General features: G+C 42.3%; 14 protein-coding genes. 9 read left to right on the top strand and 5 right to left on the bottom strand.

Going from position 1 to position 16,362, the window contains the following annotated elements; genetic code table 11:
- The first annotated feature begins 277 nt into the window (after positions 1–277).
- Positions 278–2,560, top strand: a complete 2,283-nt coding sequence (locus BV375_RS28355) for an FUSC family protein (RefSeq protein ID WP_086766712.1) — start codon at positions 278–280, stop codon at positions 2,558–2,560.
- 49 nt (positions 2,561–2,609) lie between these two features.
- Here the strand turns inward: BV375_RS28355 and BV375_RS28360 are convergent, their stop codons facing one another.
- The 3 genes from BV375_RS28360 to yidD all read right to left on the bottom strand — a co-directional run bounded on the left by BV375_RS28360 (position 2,610) and on the right by yidD (position 4,248).
- A complete protein-coding gene (locus BV375_RS28360; protein ID WP_086766714.1) occupies positions 2,610–3,056 on the bottom strand; it encodes a DUF2127 domain-containing protein in 447 nt (148 codons plus the stop codon).
- Between the two features lie 165 nt (positions 3,057–3,221).
- Entirely contained in the window at positions 3,222–3,932 is a 711-nt protein-coding gene (locus BV375_RS28365) for a M15 family metallopeptidase (protein WP_086766716.1), read from the bottom strand.
- A 76-nt stretch (positions 3,933–4,008) separates the two neighbouring features.
- Positions 4,009–4,248 (bottom strand): membrane protein insertion efficiency factor YidD, encoded by a 240-nt coding sequence (yidD, locus tag BV375_RS28370; protein ID WP_086766718.1) that lies wholly within the window; start codon positions 4,246–4,248, stop codon positions 4,009–4,011.
- A 61-nt stretch (positions 4,249–4,309) separates the two neighbouring features.
- Between yidD and BV375_RS28375 the strand changes: the two genes are divergently transcribed.
- The 4 genes from BV375_RS28375 (at position 4,310) to BV375_RS28385 (ending at position 7,345) form a co-directional block, all read left to right on the top strand.
- Complete coding sequence (locus tag BV375_RS28375; protein ID WP_086766719.1) at positions 4,310–5,017, top strand: diacylglycerol/polyprenol kinase family protein; 708 nt, start codon at positions 4,310–4,312, stop codon at positions 5,015–5,017.
- Between the two features lie 163 nt (positions 5,018–5,180).
- A complete protein-coding gene (locus tag BV375_RS37255) occupies positions 5,181–5,348 on the top strand; it encodes a hypothetical protein (RefSeq protein ID WP_166507549.1) in 168 nt (55 codons plus the stop codon).
- Between the two features lie 198 nt (positions 5,349–5,546).
- Complete coding sequence (locus BV375_RS28380) at positions 5,547–6,158, top strand: hypothetical protein (RefSeq protein WP_086766721.1); 612 nt, start codon at positions 5,547–5,549, stop codon at positions 6,156–6,158.
- A 317-nt stretch (positions 6,159–6,475) separates the two neighbouring features.
- Positions 6,476–7,345 (top strand): peptidoglycan recognition family protein, encoded by an 870-nt coding sequence (locus tag BV375_RS28385; protein ID WP_086766723.1) that lies wholly within the window; start codon positions 6,476–6,478, stop codon positions 7,343–7,345.
- Between the two features lie 76 nt (positions 7,346–7,421).
- Here BV375_RS28385 and ribBA read toward each other — a convergent pair whose 3' ends face one another.
- Positions 7,422–9,227 (bottom strand): bifunctional 3,4-dihydroxy-2-butanone-4-phosphate synthase/GTP cyclohydrolase II, encoded by a 1,806-nt coding sequence (gene ribBA, locus BV375_RS28390; RefSeq protein WP_243714082.1) that lies wholly within the window; start codon positions 9,225–9,227, stop codon positions 7,422–7,424.
- 465 nt (positions 9,228–9,692) lie between these two features.
- Between ribBA and argC the strand changes: the two genes are divergently transcribed.
- Positions 9,693–10,751 carry an N-acetyl-gamma-glutamyl-phosphate reductase gene (gene argC / locus BV375_RS28395; protein ID WP_086766725.1) on the top strand — a complete coding sequence of 353 codons (1,059 nt, stop codon included), beginning with the start codon at positions 9,693–9,695 and terminating at the stop codon, positions 10,749–10,751.
- 65 nt (positions 10,752–10,816) lie between these two features.
- Here argC and eno read toward each other — a convergent pair whose 3' ends face one another.
- Complete coding sequence (eno, locus tag BV375_RS28400) at positions 10,817–12,106, bottom strand: phosphopyruvate hydratase (RefSeq protein ID WP_086766727.1); 1,290 nt, start codon at positions 12,104–12,106, stop codon at positions 10,817–10,819.
- Positions 12,107–12,402: 296 nt separating this feature from the next.
- On the opposite strand from eno, the gene gloA reads away from it, so the two are divergent.
- The 3 genes from gloA to clpB all read left to right on the top strand — a co-directional run bounded on the left by gloA (position 12,403) and on the right by clpB (position 16,216).
- Positions 12,403–12,834 carry a lactoylglutathione lyase gene (gene gloA / locus BV375_RS28405; RefSeq protein WP_086766818.1) on the top strand — a complete coding sequence of 144 codons (432 nt, stop codon included), beginning with the start codon at positions 12,403–12,405 and terminating at the stop codon, positions 12,832–12,834.
- A gap of 28 nt (positions 12,835–12,862) precedes the next feature.
- Entirely contained in the window at positions 12,863–13,039 is a 177-nt protein-coding gene (locus BV375_RS37260; protein WP_166507550.1) for a hypothetical protein, read from the top strand.
- A gap of 507 nt (positions 13,040–13,546) precedes the next feature.
- On the top strand, positions 13,547–16,216 hold the full coding sequence (gene clpB, locus BV375_RS28410; RefSeq protein ID WP_086766729.1) for an ATP-dependent chaperone ClpB: 2,670 nt from the start codon (positions 13,547–13,549) through the stop codon (positions 16,214–16,216).
- Positions 16,217–16,362 lie beyond the last annotated feature (146 nt).

A 16,362-nucleotide genomic window follows, 5' to 3' on the forward strand; every position in this document is an offset into this window, starting at 1 on the left:
TCGAAGTCCAATGGTGAGGCTTTGAAGTCAAACGATCGCCTTTTTAACTCGACAATTGGTGTTCCGAGGTGCAAGCTTCGAGTTCGGAAGTCAAACGATCGCCTTTTTAACTCGACAATTCGTGTTCCGAAGTGCAAGCTTCGAGTTCAGAACTGGAATAATCAGGCTTTGAGGTCGAGCGATTGACAATAACTATTCGCTGCACAGTTACATCTAGCTACAATTCTTGAAGAAGCGATCGCTCTATACTTTTTTTAAATAATCCCCAGCCTAAATAATGCCATCTACAGATCAAGGTTCTCTTAGTTGGCTGTTACAGCAGTTTCAACTCAAGCCAGGTAAGCCAGCATTTGCCAACGGATTGCGGACTCTCTTGGCACTGGGTGGTCCGGTTGCAGTCGGAATTCTTACAGGTAATGGTGCTGCAAGTGCGATCGCGGTGATGGCGGCGATGTTCGTGAGTATGGTGGATGTGGGCGGAGCCTACCGTCAGAAAGCCACTGCGATGATGGCAGCAACTATAGGGGTAACTGTAGCGTTACTGTTAGCAAATTTAGTTAGCAGCACCCTTTGGTTAGCGCTTCCCACAACATTCATTGTGATATTTATCGCAGGTTTAGCAGGGCTGTATAGCAGTGTAGCTGCTTCTGTCAGCTTGGTTATTTCGATTATGTTTGTTGTCTCGCTGGCTAGATTCGCTTCATTTCCCGATTTATCTACGGTGCTGCTGCAATGCTTGCTATGTCTGGCTGGAGGAATATGGGCAATGGCTCTGTCATTAGGGTTGTGGGTGATACGTCCTTACATCCCTGTCATGCAAGCAGTTGCTAACTGTTATCTGTCATTGAGTAAATTTGTGGAATTGGCAAGCCAGAGAGTATTAAATCCAGAGGATCTTCAAGATTGGGCACAGAAATTTTTGCAAGCTCAGGATACCGTAACACAGGATTTAACTTCTGCTCGTACCACTTGGGCATCTGTCTGGACTGGACAAAGAGCCATGAATTTGCGGGGAAATCAGTTACTAATTTTAATTGAGGATGCCAACCAAATAATTAATTCTGTTGTGGCAGAGGTTGAACTTTTGGCGATCGCATCGCAACGCCCGTTATTTTCTGGGTTGCAGAGAGAAATTTGGCAAGTAATGGCAGAGTTGGCAATTGCGCTGCAAAGTTTATCAGAAGGAATTACCAAAAGTAAAAGCTCAGTTCACCTGGGAAATTTAGATCGAACGATTGAAGCATTAGAACATCAATGGGAAATATTGCGTAGTCAAGTTTTTAATCAAACAAGCGATATCCACACTGATGAATATTCTGATTTAGTTAACTTGAGGAAGATTGTCACCAGTCTGACAAAGCTGACACAACAAATTCATACCGATGCTGAAATTGTTTCAGATTTAAGTACGGGAAAACGGCGCAGTCAGATTTGGCGAGAAATTTCTCCCCCAGCGCAGCCAGAGGGTTTTTCATTCATCGACACGTTGCGGGATAACCTGACTTTTGATTCAGTGCTGTTTCGTCATGCGTTACGTTTAGCCTTAATTACAACCATTGCAGAACTAGTCGCCTCAGTATTGCAACTACCTAGAGGCTATTGGGTAACGCTAACTGCTGTAGTTGCACTTAAGCCCAATTTTGGCGGAACCTCGCAGACAACAGTACAACGCGTTCTCGGTACTTTCTTGGGTGGAATTATCGGTATTGCTCTAGTCGTGCTCATTAAGAATCCAATGGCGATCGCAGTTTGTATTTTGCTGCTCATATTTGCTGCTATGTCAGTGCGACCGTTAAGCTACAGCATATTCACCATTCTGCTGACTCCCGTCATTATTCTGTTACTTAACGTTATTAGTACAGGTGGCTGGAAGATTGGAGTATTGCGGATCGTTGATAGCCTAGCTGGGGGACTGTTAGCACTGCTTGGTAGCTATCTACTTTTCCCTCGTTGGGAGCGACAGCAACTCCCCACACAACTAGAAAAAACAATGCGAGCAAATCTCGTCTACTTTCAGCAGGTCATCGCTAATTATCTTAATTCTCGACAAGATGCTGCTGATTCTATTAATAGACTACGACATCAAGCCGCACTAGAAAACGCCAACGCTGAGGCTGCTGCTCAACGGTTATTTGGCGAACCCCGTCACGTTCAGGGAGAAGTCGAACCTGTAATGACGCTGATGATTTACATTCGTGCCTTTTTCAGTTCTGTGACCACTTTAGCCGAACATCTGCGGGAATTTAGCGGTGAGTACCAATTTACTGAACTCAAGCAACTTGCTAATGCCATTATCCCAGTTTTAGAAAACTTAGCAGATGCATTGCAAAACCAACAGCCACCGCAACCATTACCAGAACTGGATAATTATCTTGAAGCAATCCACAACGAAATTGAACAGCTACATACTGCGCGGATATCAGAAATTGCCATACATCCCAACACTGTAACTCCCACGTTAAAAGCCGTTCGCGAACAAACTACCCTATTCACAGAATTAGAGCGTATTGTTAATGAAATTAAAGTTATGCATTGTGCGATCGCACTTTTGCAAAAATAATTGTGACAATAAATGATGCAAATTTATCTTGTCTTAAACACTAAAAGAATTAGTGTTTATGCTTAGGAAAATTACGTAACAAATACCAGAATACTCCTACATTAGCCAAAAATACAATTAATTTAATAGGAGATAAACCCCGAATTAACTCATAAATTTCTGGAGGAATACTAATACCTACTAGTACTAATACTAGAATATGTGCCCAGCGCTTTTCGTACCATAAACCAATAGCTTCAATTGCAGTCACAATAGAATAGATTCCTGCTCCAATACCACTGAATGCTAATGTTTTAGGATTAAAATTAAGCATCTTTTCGACAAGCCAATTAATAATTCTTGCTTTACCTTCTAAAACATAATCGTCCGAAAAATCCTCAAGATATTGATAATTTTTTAAGGCAAATAATAAAGCTATAGCAGTAACCATCAATAATGAGGCAGTAAAAGCTTTGTAACAAACAATCGCTATTAACCCAAATGAACGCTTTTTCAAACAACCTCCTCAGTGGATATGATCTTCAGCCCACTTAATGCTCATAATAAATTATTCCCTTATGCCATCCCAACATAGCCAATGGCTGAGGGTAATTTCCAGATTGATGAAAATTATAGGGAAGCACCGAAGGTATTTGACTATGAAGCTGAATTAATATCAGGCTTATATCTTAAGACGCCCATAGCGAGCAGTGAAGCAATTATCTGAACTCGATTGATTATTCAACCAAGCCCACATTTGATCCCCAAAAGAAAAATGCCACCACTCTCTGGGGTTGCGTTGAAATCCGACTTTTACCATTACATCCCGCAATAACTGGCGGTGAGTATGATACTGTTGTGCTTCTGGATACTCACTGTTGGCATAGTAATCAGGAAGCGATCGCTCGGATAATTCATCAATTAGCGAACCCATATCCACGATTTGTCCTCGATCGTTTACCAGCGTTACATCCACTGCTGCACCTGTACTATGAGGCGGGGGAGTTTTTTCATCTAAGCTAGGTGCAGCCCAAATTTGATAAATCAATTCCCAAATTTCTTGGCGCTGAGTTGGCGATAACTCCGCCGCAATCAGTCCTCTCTGGTTTAGGGCTTGGGTAAAGCTGTAATCTACCATAAACTGCTGCACAGCCACCGGGCGATAAGCATCAAAAATTTGGATGTACCAATTAGGATGCAGCAATTGCAGGTAATTTTGAGCTTGGATTAAATTTTCAACCACACTTTGCCGCAGATAATAAGGAGAATGTGCTCCATAAGGCGCACCCAGTTTTTCATAAGGATGGGGAGATTCTACAGCAAATAGTTTTAAAGGAATCTCTACTAACGGTTCACCACACTCGAAGATTGATATCTGATGATAAGGTCTCATTCCTATTTTGGATTTTAAATTTGTGAAGCAGCACTGCTTTGGTTTCCAAAGTTGAGCGAACAAATGCTATTTACAATTAGCAGCAATCTTTTGTTTTTTCAATTACCTCTGGTACTGGATCGTAACCACCAGGATGAAATGGATGACAGCGCAAAATGCGCCGAATTCCCATCCACGTACCGCGCCAAGGGCCAAATCTTTCAATTGCTTGCATGGTATACATCGAACAAGTCGGCTGAAAGCGGCAAGTTGGCGGAAATAGTGGCGAGATAAACATTCGGTAGCCCCGAATCAGCCAAATCAATAATAGTTTCATAGCAGTAACTAAATCTAATAAAGTAGTAATAAGGTCCTAAATTTTCTTTCTATTAGTATTTTTGGTGAGTAAATTTCCTGCTTTAGACTCGATTTCTCCTTTATGGCTACAAATTGCGATCGTTGCGGTTTGGGTGTTATTCATTTTAGCGATCGCCTGGGGAGTTAATCGCTTCGCCCATAAAGACCCAGAAATTGTCCGCAAGATAGTTCATATTGGCACTGGCAATGTGATAATGCTTGCTTGGTGGTTAAATATTCCTGCAAGTATAGGCATTACAGCTTCAATTTTAGCCAGCGCGGTCACCTTATTGTCATATCGCTTTCCGATTCTCCCTGGTATTAATAGTGTCGGTCGTCAAAGTTTCGGAACATTTTTTTACTCTGTCAGTTTCGGTATTCTAGTTGCCAGCTTCTGGTACTTGCAACAACCCCAGTACGCAGCATTGGGAATTTTGGTGATGACTTGGGGAGATGGACTAGCAGCTTTAATTGGTCAGCGCTTTGGCAAACATAAGTATAAAGTTCTTGGGTCACAAAAAAGCTGGGAAGGTTCTTTAACAATGACCCTTGTTAGTTATCTAGTCAGTAGTTTAGTTTTGCTCGGTGTCCAAGGGAATATTTGGCAAACTTGGGTAGTAGCCTTAGTAGTGGCAGTGGTAGCTACTGCTTTAGAAGCTTTTTCATTTTTAGGTATTGATAATTTGACTGTTCCTTTAGGTAGTGCGGCCCTAGCATTTTTCTTAATTGAGCAACTGCCACTTCATTAAATGGGTAATAGTCTATAAGTGGTTAAGAATTATCAATAAATATTACTCAATCTCCAAATAAATTTGGCATACAATAATTACTTTTTTGTTAAAAAATCTAAACCTACACTTGTTATACCAATTCCAGCAAAAAATGAGACACGTAGGTTGGTGAGCCACTCACGTGGGCGGGTTTCCCGACTTGAGTGAAGTGGCGTTTGAACTGAGTGAAACCCAACAATTAAAAGACTTTGGAATGTTGGGTTTCGTTCCTCAACCCAACCTACATCATATTTTTTGTGAAATAGTATTAGGTTGTAAAACTACAAAAAAAGAAATGAAATTGTCATAAAAATTTAATAATTATTCCACTGAAGACATGTTTTTCAGGCGGGTTTATTTGTCTTGAGAATTGTAAACCAAATTACAGATCTACAACCGAATAGAGAATATAACATAGCTAAATTTATCACCAAAGAGAGATTAGATTAAGAGCTAAATGATTTTACATAGGAAATAATATTAATTCTTTGTTGTTATAAAAATAAAAATGACATTTTTTAATTATTCACAACCGCCTTTATGCCGCAAACAGCCAACTCAAGCAATTCAAGAACTAGAAGGGCTTTGGTATGTAAACTGGCAAATAGGTAAAATTCCACTTTACTCAACTTTTTATACTCGTGTCGATCAAGCTTGCATCCTTTGGAGTTTGCTACTTTTACCAATATTTATGACCGCTCAATTTTTGCCAATTAGTTGGAGTTTACAAGCTACCTTATGGTCAATACTTAGTGGTATCGGCACCATAGCAATGGTCAGTTGGACTAGTTACTGGGTAAAGGTAAGACAAGTTAAATGGGTGCTATTTTGCTGGGTAATCCTAATGTTATTGGGAGTGCTTTTAACGAATTTAAGTATTTACTTAGGCTGGGCTAATATCTTATTAAATCTATGCCCATTGTGGCTAGGTTTAAGTACAGTTGGATATATTTGTACTGGGTTAGGAGTGCGATCGCGTGCCCTAGTTTTTACAGGGATGCTTCACCTCCTATTAATTTTTATTCTGCCTTATATCGCCCCCTGGCAGTTTCTCAGTACTGGCGCTTTTATGGCTTTATGCTTATTAATGTTAGCTGAATTTCAGTGGGATGGTTTATAGTTTTGGCAACGTCAAAACTTATGTATTGCCAATCAAATAATATCTAAATAATTTGCTCTTCATTTAGCTCCCCGACTTCTTTAAGAAGTCGGGGAGCTAAATCCATAGATACTTTATCTTAGATTTTTAAATACATTAAATAGGTTGGCGATGCTGCTTGACGATAATTTATGTACAAAGCAGACATCAGCATAATTGTAGAGATAGAGGGCTAGCTTAACAAAATTACTGAGGTTTGACAAGTATACCAGTAGCCTATTTTTCAGTAATATCAAGATATTAAAATTACTATTAGCTGTTTTAGTAAGTATAAAAAAATGAGATTTAGAGAATGGGCGACTAAAGTCATGCTAATTTTTCTATTGTTCGCCACTCTAATTTTGGCGCTGTTTGCCGGGAAATCAGCAAAAATTGCAAAAAATACAGCAACATCGATTCCAGAGGTTATAGCCTGGAGTGAGTATCCGAAGGCGCAATTACAATCAGCAAAAAATCTGAGTAGCAAATCTCCGAGTGTTCCCAAATCGCAAGTCAAAAAGAGTCAGCCTCTAGCACTGTACAGCACTACTGAGGCCTTTGCCAGATACAAGCCTCAGTATGAAATCACACCCGTAGATCCAAGCAATTACGGTGATAGGTATGCCAAAGATATTAATGGCGTATCTCTACGCAATCAGCCTATTGTAGTACTACATGAAACTAGTAATTCTGCGTCTAGTGCGATTAATTTTTTTCAAACCCCTCATGATAATGAAAATATCCAAGCGAGTTATCACACGTTAATTAAGCGAGATGGGACGGTAGTTTATCTTATCCCACCAGAAAAGCGTGCCTTTGGTGCAGGTAACTCGGTATTTGATGGGCCTAATGGTTCTGAAACTGTGAAGACTAACCCTAATTTGCCACCGTCTGTCAATAACTTTGCTTATCACGTTTCTTTAGAAACACCACCAGAGGCTTGGGGAGATAACCACGTACAAAGCCATAGTGGTTACACCGAGGCTCAATATCATTCTCTGGCTTGGTTAATCGCTCAAAGTCAAGTTCCAGAGGATCGCATCACTACTCATCGAGCCGTAGACCGCTCAGGTCAAAGAATTGATCCCATAAGTTTTGATTTTAACAAGTTCTTCGATTTACTTCATAGCTATCGTCAGCTAACACCAATTAATAGGGCACACAGATAAAAATCTCACATAAAGACGCTAAGGTTTTCAGATAACTTGGCATCTTGATGTGAGATTTAAAAGAAAAATTATTTGATTATTTGCTAAAACTATAGATTTGCTGAGTTTCTAGGCGATCGCAAATTGCCGAAGGTAGTGTATCAACCCCAAAAGTCTGCCGATCTAGTTGGACTTGCAAATTACTTAGGGGATCGCTACCAGCAGAAATCAGAAATTCTAGCTTTTGGATGTAAGGCAAAGTTGCTAGTTGGTCGAGAATTTGAAAGATTGCTTGTAGGTAAGGATGACCTGTCTGCTGATACCAATCACAAGCAGCTACTTTCGGTTGGTCAAAACCCAAGTGTACTGTTAAGGAAGGCTTGTCAAATAAAGCGATCGCTAATGGCCGCGCTTCTTCTTGTAGCAATAAGTCGTGAGTTTTCGCTAAATGCCGTATTTTTTCTAAGCGTTCATAGCGTTGCGTTACCGATTGGGGATCATCTTGCCAGTGAATAGCTACTGTTACTAAATACGTTTGCAGAAGCATATGACCTAGCTTTTTCGCCTTGGTTGCTAAGTAATAGGAATTGTAGTCATTGGCTTCAATCAACAACGGCACGCGATCGACTACTTCCAAACTATAGCCCTTGACTCCGGCAATTTTGCGGGGATTATTCGTAATCAGGCGAATCTTTTTCACACCCAAGTCCATGAGCATTTGTGCGCCCATACCATAATCTCGTAGGTCAGCAGCGAATCCCAAACGCTCATTCGCCTCCACTGTATCCAAACCCATATCTTGTAAGGAATAGGCTTTTAGCTTGTTAATCAACCCAATTCCCCGTCCTTCTTGACGTAGGTAGACTACGACACCTTGGCCAGCACTCTCAATCATTTTCAGTGCTGCTTGCAGCTGCATCCGACAATCGCAGCGTAAAGAACCCAAAGCATCACCAGTTAAGCATTCTGAATGCATCCGCACCATAACTTCTTCATCTTTGAAGCTAGCGGGATCGCCCTTGACAATCGCAACGTGTTCAGAATTATCTAGGGTATGGCGGTAAGCGTAGATTTTAAAGTGACCGAACTGGGTGGGTAAATCGGCAATGCTTTCGCGAGTAACTAAGCGATCGTGCTGGAGACGATAACTGATTAAATCAGCAATACTAATAATTTTGAGATTGTGACTTTGAGCATACTCGATTAACTGGGGCAATCGCGCCATTGAACCATCAGGGTTTTGAATTTCGCAAATTACCCCAGCCGGATATAACCCTGCTAATCGAGATAAGTCTACAGCCGCTTCTGTATGTCCGGCGCGTTTGAGTACGCCTCCAGCTTTAGCTCGAATCGGGAAAATATGTCCAGGACGACGTAAATCTAAAGGCTTTGTCGCTGGATTGAGAGTCACCTGGATAGTACGAGCACGGTCTTCGGCTGAGATCCCAGTACTTACACCCAAATGTGGTCCAGCGTCAATACTGACGGTAAAAGCTGTCTGGTTAGTGTCTGTAATATTGCTCACCATTAATGGTAAGTCTAGTTCATCTAGGCGATCGCCTGTCATCGCCAGACAGATTAGCCCTCTTGCTTCCACTGCCATGAAATTTATCATGTCGGGTGTGGCAAATTGGGCAGCACAAATCAGGTCTCCTTCATTTTCTCGATTTTCGTCATCTACCACGACGATCACACGACCAGCTTTCAAATCTGCTAGAGCCGCGTCAATGGAATCAAACTTAAAAGATGAGCTAGCGCCGTTCTGAGCCGACGCTGCGGCAATGTTTTTCGATTCAGGCGACTGGTGAAAGGCTTTCTCTACTTGAGGAGCCACCCCAGCGCTCTGGTCGCTAGAGTTTAGGGGAGTGGCTTGCGACTGCCGTTTAGTCTTAGGCTTTGACACAGAGTATTTCCAGCTACCAAAAGTAAATTTTTTTAACAATTTCTTCTTTTAGATTGTAGCTCCTTTATAAGGCAGAGAAGTACACTAGCAATGATTTGATAACATGGCAAAAATTTCTGCTTTAAAATTGAGGTTTATTACTCAAGTGTGACAGCAAAGCATCAAGAGCAAGAGTATACTTGCAAACTTCCTGCTTTAAAAGGTTTGGGATTGCCTGAATATGGTAGTTTCACAATGTTTGATTTCCTATTTACTTAAGTCTGTGAACAGTTACTACTCCTGTCCTTGGGAAGAAAAAGCTAAAAAACTTACTTTTGGTGAGAGCATAGAATCTCATCGCTATTAAGTGCAAAGCCACCAATACCTCGGCTCAAGTCCGTGGCTAATTGTGCGTTGCGCGTCTGGTCGCTGATATTTTGATAGCTAAGAACTAATTAAACAAAAACAGATAAGGATTTGATCATCATGGGCAAAAATGGACGCGTACCCGTTGGGATTATTGGCGCGTCAGGCTATGGCGGAGTGCAGTTAGTACGACTACTGATGGATCATCCAGAAGTCGAACTAGTTTATTTAGGCGGTGAGAGCAGTGCGGGAAAATCCTTTGCGGATCTCTATCCCCATCTGGCTCATGCAGTTAACCTGCCAATAGAGGCGGTAGATGCAGAAATTATCGCCCAGCGCTGTGAAGCAGTGTTTCTTTCTCTACCAAATGGTCTGGCTTGCCAAATCACTCCAAAACTTATCGAAAAAGGATGTAAGGTACTAGATCTCAGTGCCGATTATCGATTTAATGATTTGGCAACCTATACCACTTGGTATGGCACAGAGAGAAGCGATCAAACAACTGCGGCTACAGCAGTATACGGATTACCAGAACTTTACCGCGATCGCATTACCGAAGCGCAGCTTGTCGGCTGTCCCGGCTGCTATCCCACAGCCAGTCTTTTAGCTCTTTCACCACTCTTGAAACAGGGTCTAATTGTGCCTGAAACTGCCATTATCGATGCTAAATCTGGTACATCTGGCGGGGGACGACAAGCTAAAATTAATATGCTCTTAGCTGAGGCAGACAACTCCCTCGCTGCATACGGAGTTGCCCGTCATCGTCATACCCCAGAAATTGAGCAGGTTTGTAGCGATCTCGCCGGACACGAAGTCACCATCCAATTTACACCGCATCTGATTCCGATGGTGCGGGGAATTTTAGCAACTGTATATGCCACACTGCGCGATCCCGGTCTCGTGCGAGATGATATGGTGACAATTTACAATGCTTTTTACCGTAACTCGCCTTGGGTGAAAGTCTGTGAAAGTGGCATTTACCCCCAAACAAAGTGGGCTAGCGGCAGTAATCTTTGCTACATTGGTATAGAAGTTGACCCGCGTACTGGTCGAATAATTGTCATGTCAGTAATCGACAACTTAATTAAAGGGCAAGCGGGTCAAGCAATTCAGTGTTTAAATCTCATGATGGGTTGGGATGAAACCTTGGGGTTGCCCAAATTGGGATTTTATCCATAATCAGGACTGAGTGCTGAGTCCTAAGTAATTTTTTCGCTCAGCACTTAGTACTTACTACTCAGTATTTACTTCGGTCCTAAACCCACTGCGCCAGCATAAAGGGCGCGATCGCCTAGTTCATGCTCAATGCGTAGCAAGCGATTGTATTTTGCCACCCGTTCACTACGGCATAAAGAACCAGTTTTAATTTGACCGGCACGGGTAGCTACAGCTAAATCCGCGATCGTTGTGTCTTCAGTTTCACCAGAACGATGGCTAATGACTGAGCGGAAACTACTGCGAGTCGCTAAATCAATTGTTTCCAAAGTTTCAGTCAAAGAACCAATTTGATTGAGTTTAATCAAAATGGCGTTGCCAGCCTTTTGCGCAATTCCTTTTTGCAGGCGGTCGACGTTAGTCACAAATAAGTCATCGCCTACCAACTGCACCCGCGAACCAAGCTTTTGGGTGAGCAATTGCCAATTTTCCCAATCTTCCTCGTGCAAGCCATCTTCAATCGAAACAATGGGATATTGGTCAACTAACTGCGCTAAATAATTAACAAATTCTGTCGGGGCGTGGGGTTTACCATCGTAAACATACTGTCCATCCTTGTAAAACTCACTAGCTGCCACATCCAAAGCTAAAGCCACTTGTTCCCCTGGCTGATAACCAGCCTGTTCAATGGCAGCAACGAGTAATTCTAAAGCTACCTGATTGGACTCCAAGTTAGGGGCAAAGCCGCCTTCGTCTCCCACACCAGTTAGTAAACCCTTCTCATGTAATACCTCGCTCAGGGTAGCAAATACTTCTGCACCCCAGCGCAATGCTTCTTGGAAGGAAGATGCCCCAACTGGGACAATCATAAACTCTTGAAAATCTACGTTATTAGCTGCGTGGGCACCACCGTTAATCACGTTCATCAACGGCACTGGCAACAAATTTGCTAAAGGCCCACCCAAGTAGCGATATAAGGGAAGTCCTAAAGATTCTGCACCGGCTTTGGCTGCTGCTAAAGAAACCGCCAAAATCGCATTTGCCCCCAAATGAGATTTGTTTGCAGAACCATCCAAAGCAATCATCGTGCGGTCTAGCAATTCCTGGTTAAGGGCATCTAAATTTAATAACTTGGGAGCAATTACCTCTTTGACGTTTTGTACCGCTTTGAGTACTCCCTTACCTCCGTAACGGCCTTTATCTTTATCCCGCAGTTCGTGGGCCTCAAAAGTGCCAGTAGAGGCACCACTGGGAACCTGTGCCAGTCCCACAGCACCGTTGAGCAAATGTACTTCTGCTTCAACTGTAGGTCTACCCCGCGAGTCGAGAATTTCACGGGCAACAATCGCCTCAATGGCAGAATCTTGAATTGTACTCATGTGTGATTTATCCTTTGTTTCCTTTGTAGAACTGCGTTCTTAGAGTTGCTCGCATACAGTACAGTGGCTTAACCCAATCGCTAGCATAGGCTTTTAAGGGACGCTGTAGGCTGAGATTCAAGAATATTTCAACTCATTGCGTCAACTGATTTGCAATTTTGCATTTGTCAAGAGTCAAGGGTCAAGCATTTCTTCCCCCTATGCTCCCCTGCTTCCTTGTCCTTTCATTTCCCAGTTGCAAGTCTGTATCACCACTCCCAAATTAAAATCGGTAAAGAACCTATTAGGAGTTAATGATGCGCTTACTTCATACAATGCTACGGGTGGGCAATCTTGAAGAGTCCTTGAAATTCTACACTGATGTCCTGGGAATGAAATTATTGCGTCGAAAAGATTATCCAGATGGAAAATTCACTCTAGCTTTTGTTGGCTATGGTGACGAAAGCGATCATACAGTCTTAGAGCTAACTTACAACTGGGGGGTAGAAAAGTACGAATTAGGTAATGCCTATGGTCATATTGCCATTGGTGTTGATGATATCTATGCCACCTGTGCAGAAATCAGAAATCGTGGCGGTAAGGTAGTGCGGGAACCAGGACCAATGAAACACGGTTCTACGGTAATTGCATTTGTGGAAGATCCGGACGGATATAAGATTGAACTGATTCAATTGGGTACTCAAGCAATAGAGACGAAACAGGAATCACAAAAATTGGTGACTCAGTAATCATCTTGAAATAATTCAGGTAAAACAGTTGAGTGCGAAGCAATGCCTGCGGCTAAAAGTTAATTTTCCTCCTTCATCTGATTTTCAGTCAATAGACTGGGTGACTCAGGCATTGCGATCGCTCACAATAATTGAGAAGTATTTTCTATTACTTAGTACTCTCAAAAAAGCCAATTTACTGGGTATCAATCAGAGTCAACCATAAATAGCTTTTTATTAAGCGATTTCCATGTCATCTATCTAGAACTGGAAAATTTATCCGTTAACAAGTTCATCTTTAAATTGTTTAACCAATTCGCTGTTAATGGCTTCTCATGGCTCACTGAGTATTCAAAGCAAGAGCTAGACTTGGTGAAAAGCCTACACTGTATGCGATAGCATGACTTATAGGACGATGTCACAAAATAGCTAATGCGTTGCACTAAAATCAATTACTAAGTTTAAATTGCAACTACAGATACACGCGAATACATGCCAATAATGTTTGGATATTTAATTGGGGAGTAAAAACTATTTATGAAGTATGAACTATGAACCAGCACAGTTTTTATTCTAGGCTAAGGCAATAAGCGCATTGCTATATATTGGGCTTTTTATGTATTTATTCCTCCCCAATTGCCAATTTATACAATAAAATCACGCCATTTAGTACGAGCCAGAGAACCCTTCCAATGGCTGTAAAATCTGAAATCTCAACTCAAAAATTTTAAAGATGCAACCTACAGATCCCAATAAATTTACTGATAAAGCCTGGGAAGCGATTGTAAAATCTCAGGATATAGTCCGTGCCTATCAACAACAGCAGCTTGACGTAGAACATTTAATTATTGCCCTTTTAGAAGAACCTACTAGCCTAGCAATACGTATTCTTGCGAGATCTGAAGTTGATCCGCTGCGCTTGCAACAGCAACTCGAAGCGTTTACCCAACGTCAGCCAAAAGTTGGGAAAAGCGATCAGCTCTATCTTGGTCGGAGTTTAGACGTTCTGCTCGATCGCGCCGAAGAAAATAGAGTGCGGATGAAAGATTCTTTCATCTCCGTGGAACATATACTCCTGGCCTTTGCTGAGGATGACCGGATTGGGCGGCGGCTCCTCAAAGGTTTGAATGTAGATAATAGTAAGCTAGAGGCTGCAACCAAAACTGTACGCGGTAGCCAAAAAGTGACAGATCAAAATCCAGAGTCTCGCTATGAAGCTCTGCAAAAATTTGGTAGAGACTTGACAGAACAGGCTAAAGCGGGCAAGCTTGACCCGGTAATTGGGCGAGATGATGAAATTCGCAGGGTAATTCAGGTACTATCTCGTCGTAGCAAAAATAACCCTGTATTAATTGGCGAACCTGGGGTCGGTAAGACAGCGATCGCGGAAGCTTTAGCGCAACGCATGGTGAATGGTGATGTTCCCGAATCTCTGAAAAACCGCCAGTTGATCTCTTTAGATATTGGTAGTTTAATTGCTGGTGCTAAATACAGAGGTGAATTTGAAGACCGTCTCAAAGCTGTTCTCCGGGAAGTTACTGAATCAAACGGTCAAATAGTTTTGTTTATCGACGAACTACACACTGTTGTTGGTACTGGTTCCAATCAGCAAGGAGCAATGGATGCAGGGAATCTGCTAAAACCCATGCTGGCGCGGGGAGAATTGCGCTGTATTGGCGCTACTACCTTAGATGAGTTCCGCAAACACATTGAGAAAGACGCTGCCCTAGAACGTCGTTTTCAGCAAGTATTTGTGGATCAACCTAGTGTAGAAAATACGATTTCCATTCTCCGAGGTCTAAAAGAACGTTACGAAGTTCATCACAACGTCAAAATTTCTGATTCAGCATTAGTAGCCGCAGCAACGCTGTCAGCGCGTTATATTTCTGATCGCTTTTTACCAGATAAAGCCATTGACTTAGTGGATGAGGCCGCGGCACAGCTGAAAATGGAGATTACCTCTAAACCTGCGGAACTGGAAACCATTGACCGCCGCCTGATGCAGCTAGAAATGGAAAAGCTATCATTAGCTGGGGAAGACAAAGTTGCCGCACCAACAAGAGAGCGATTGCAGCGCATTGAAGAAGAAATCGCTAATTTAACTGAAAAACAACAAGATTTAAATGGGCAATGGCAAGGTGAAAAGCAACTGTTAGAGGCTATCAGTGCTTTAAAGAAAGAAGAAGATGCGCTGCGAGTGCAAATAGAGCAGGCGGAACGTGCCTACGATTTAAATAAAGCTGCTCAATTGAAGTATGGCAAATTGGAGGGAGTACAGCGCGATCGCGAAGCCAAAGAAGCACAACTTTTAAAAATTCAAAGTACAGGTTCTACTCTGCTGCGAGAACAAGTAACAGAAGCTGATATCGCGGAAATCGTCGCCAAGTGGACAGGGATTCCTGTAAATCGCCTGATGGAATCGGAACGGCAAAAATTGCTACAACTAGAGCATCATTTGCATCAACGAGTTATTGGGCAACAAGAAGCGGTAATAGCAGTAGCGGCGGCTATTCGTCGTGCTAGGGCTGGCATGAAAGATCCTAACCGTCCTATCGGTTCATTTTTGTTCATGGGGCCTACGGGTGTAGGTAAAACCGAGCTAGCTCGTGCTCTAGCTCAGTTTCTCTTTGATTCTGATGATGCCTTAGTGCGCTTGGATATGTCCGAGTATATGGAAAAACACTCGGTTTCTCGACTGGTAGGCGCGCCTCCAGGCTATGTTGGCTATGAAGAAGGAGGTCAACTTTCCGAGGTAGTTCGCCGTCATCCCTACTCTGTAGTCCTATTGGATGAAGTGGAGAAAGCTCACCCAGATGTATTCAATATTTTATTGCAAGTCTTAGATGATGGTAGAATTACTGACTCTCAAGGCAGAACAGTCGATTTTCGGAACACTGTGATTGTGATGACCAGTAACATCGGTAGTGAACACATCCTCGATATATCTGGTGATGACTCCAAGTATGACATGATGCAAAATCGGGTAACAGAAGCGTTGCGATCGCACTTCCGCCCAGAATTTCTCAACCGTGTGGATGAAACTGTTATCTTCCATACTCTTAGTCGTTCAGAAATGCGACATATTATCCGCATTCAACTTAAGCGCGTCGAAAATCTGCTCAAAGAGCAAAAAATCTTCTTTGATATTTCTGCATCTGCTTGTGACTACCTAGTGGAAACAGGCTATGACCCTGTTTATGGCGCACGTCCCTTGAAACGAGCAATTCAGCGCGAAATAGAAAACCCCATCGCCACTAAGTTACTGGAGAACACCTTTATTTCTGGGGACACAATTCTCATTGACAAAGGTGAAACCGGACTGACTTTTAACAAAAAAGTGATAATTAAGGTCCCAGCAGCACAGGCGACTGTTCAGTTATTAGAACCTTCTTCTGATCTGTGAGCGATCGTAGGGGCAAACAGCAAAAATTTATTTTTCTTGTTTGCTACACAATAGCAATCCTAGATGATATGTGAAAATTTGCTCCTTCCAGATCCCCGACTTTTCAAATTTCAAAAAAGTTGGGGATCTAATTGTTTACTAATGAT

Source organism: Nostoc sp. 106C, assembly GCF_002154725.1.
GTDB lineage: Bacteria > Cyanobacteriota > Cyanobacteriia > Cyanobacteriales > Nostocaceae > Aulosira.

Bases quoted from the DNA above. Each gene is read 5' to 3' on its own strand.
- BV375_RS28355 (WP_086766712.1), top strand. From the start codon at position 278: ATGCCATCTACAGATCAAGGTTCTCTTAGTTGGCTGTTACAGCAGTTT.
- BV375_RS28365 (WP_086766716.1), bottom strand. From the start codon at position 3,932: ATGAGACCTTATCATCAGATATCAATCTTCGAGTGTGGTGAACCGTTA.
- yidD (WP_086766718.1), bottom strand. From the start codon at position 4,248: ATGAAACTATTATTGATTTGGCTGATTCGGGGCTACCGAATGTTTATC.
- BV375_RS28380 (WP_086766721.1), top strand. From the start codon at position 5,547: ATGACATTTTTTAATTATTCACAACCGCCTTTATGCCGCAAACAGCCA.
- BV375_RS28385 (WP_086766723.1), top strand. From the start codon at position 6,476: ATGAGATTTAGAGAATGGGCGACTAAAGTCATGCTAATTTTTCTATTG.
- argC (WP_086766725.1), top strand. From the start codon at position 9,693: ATGGGCAAAAATGGACGCGTACCCGTTGGGATTATTGGCGCGTCAGGC.
- eno (WP_086766727.1), bottom strand. From the start codon at position 12,106: ATGAGTACAATTCAAGATTCTGCCATTGAGGCGATTGTTGCCCGTGAA.
- gloA (WP_086766818.1), top strand. From the start codon at position 12,403: ATGCGCTTACTTCATACAATGCTACGGGTGGGCAATCTTGAAGAGTCC.
- clpB (WP_086766729.1), top strand. From the start codon at position 13,547: ATGCAACCTACAGATCCCAATAAATTTACTGATAAAGCCTGGGAAGCG.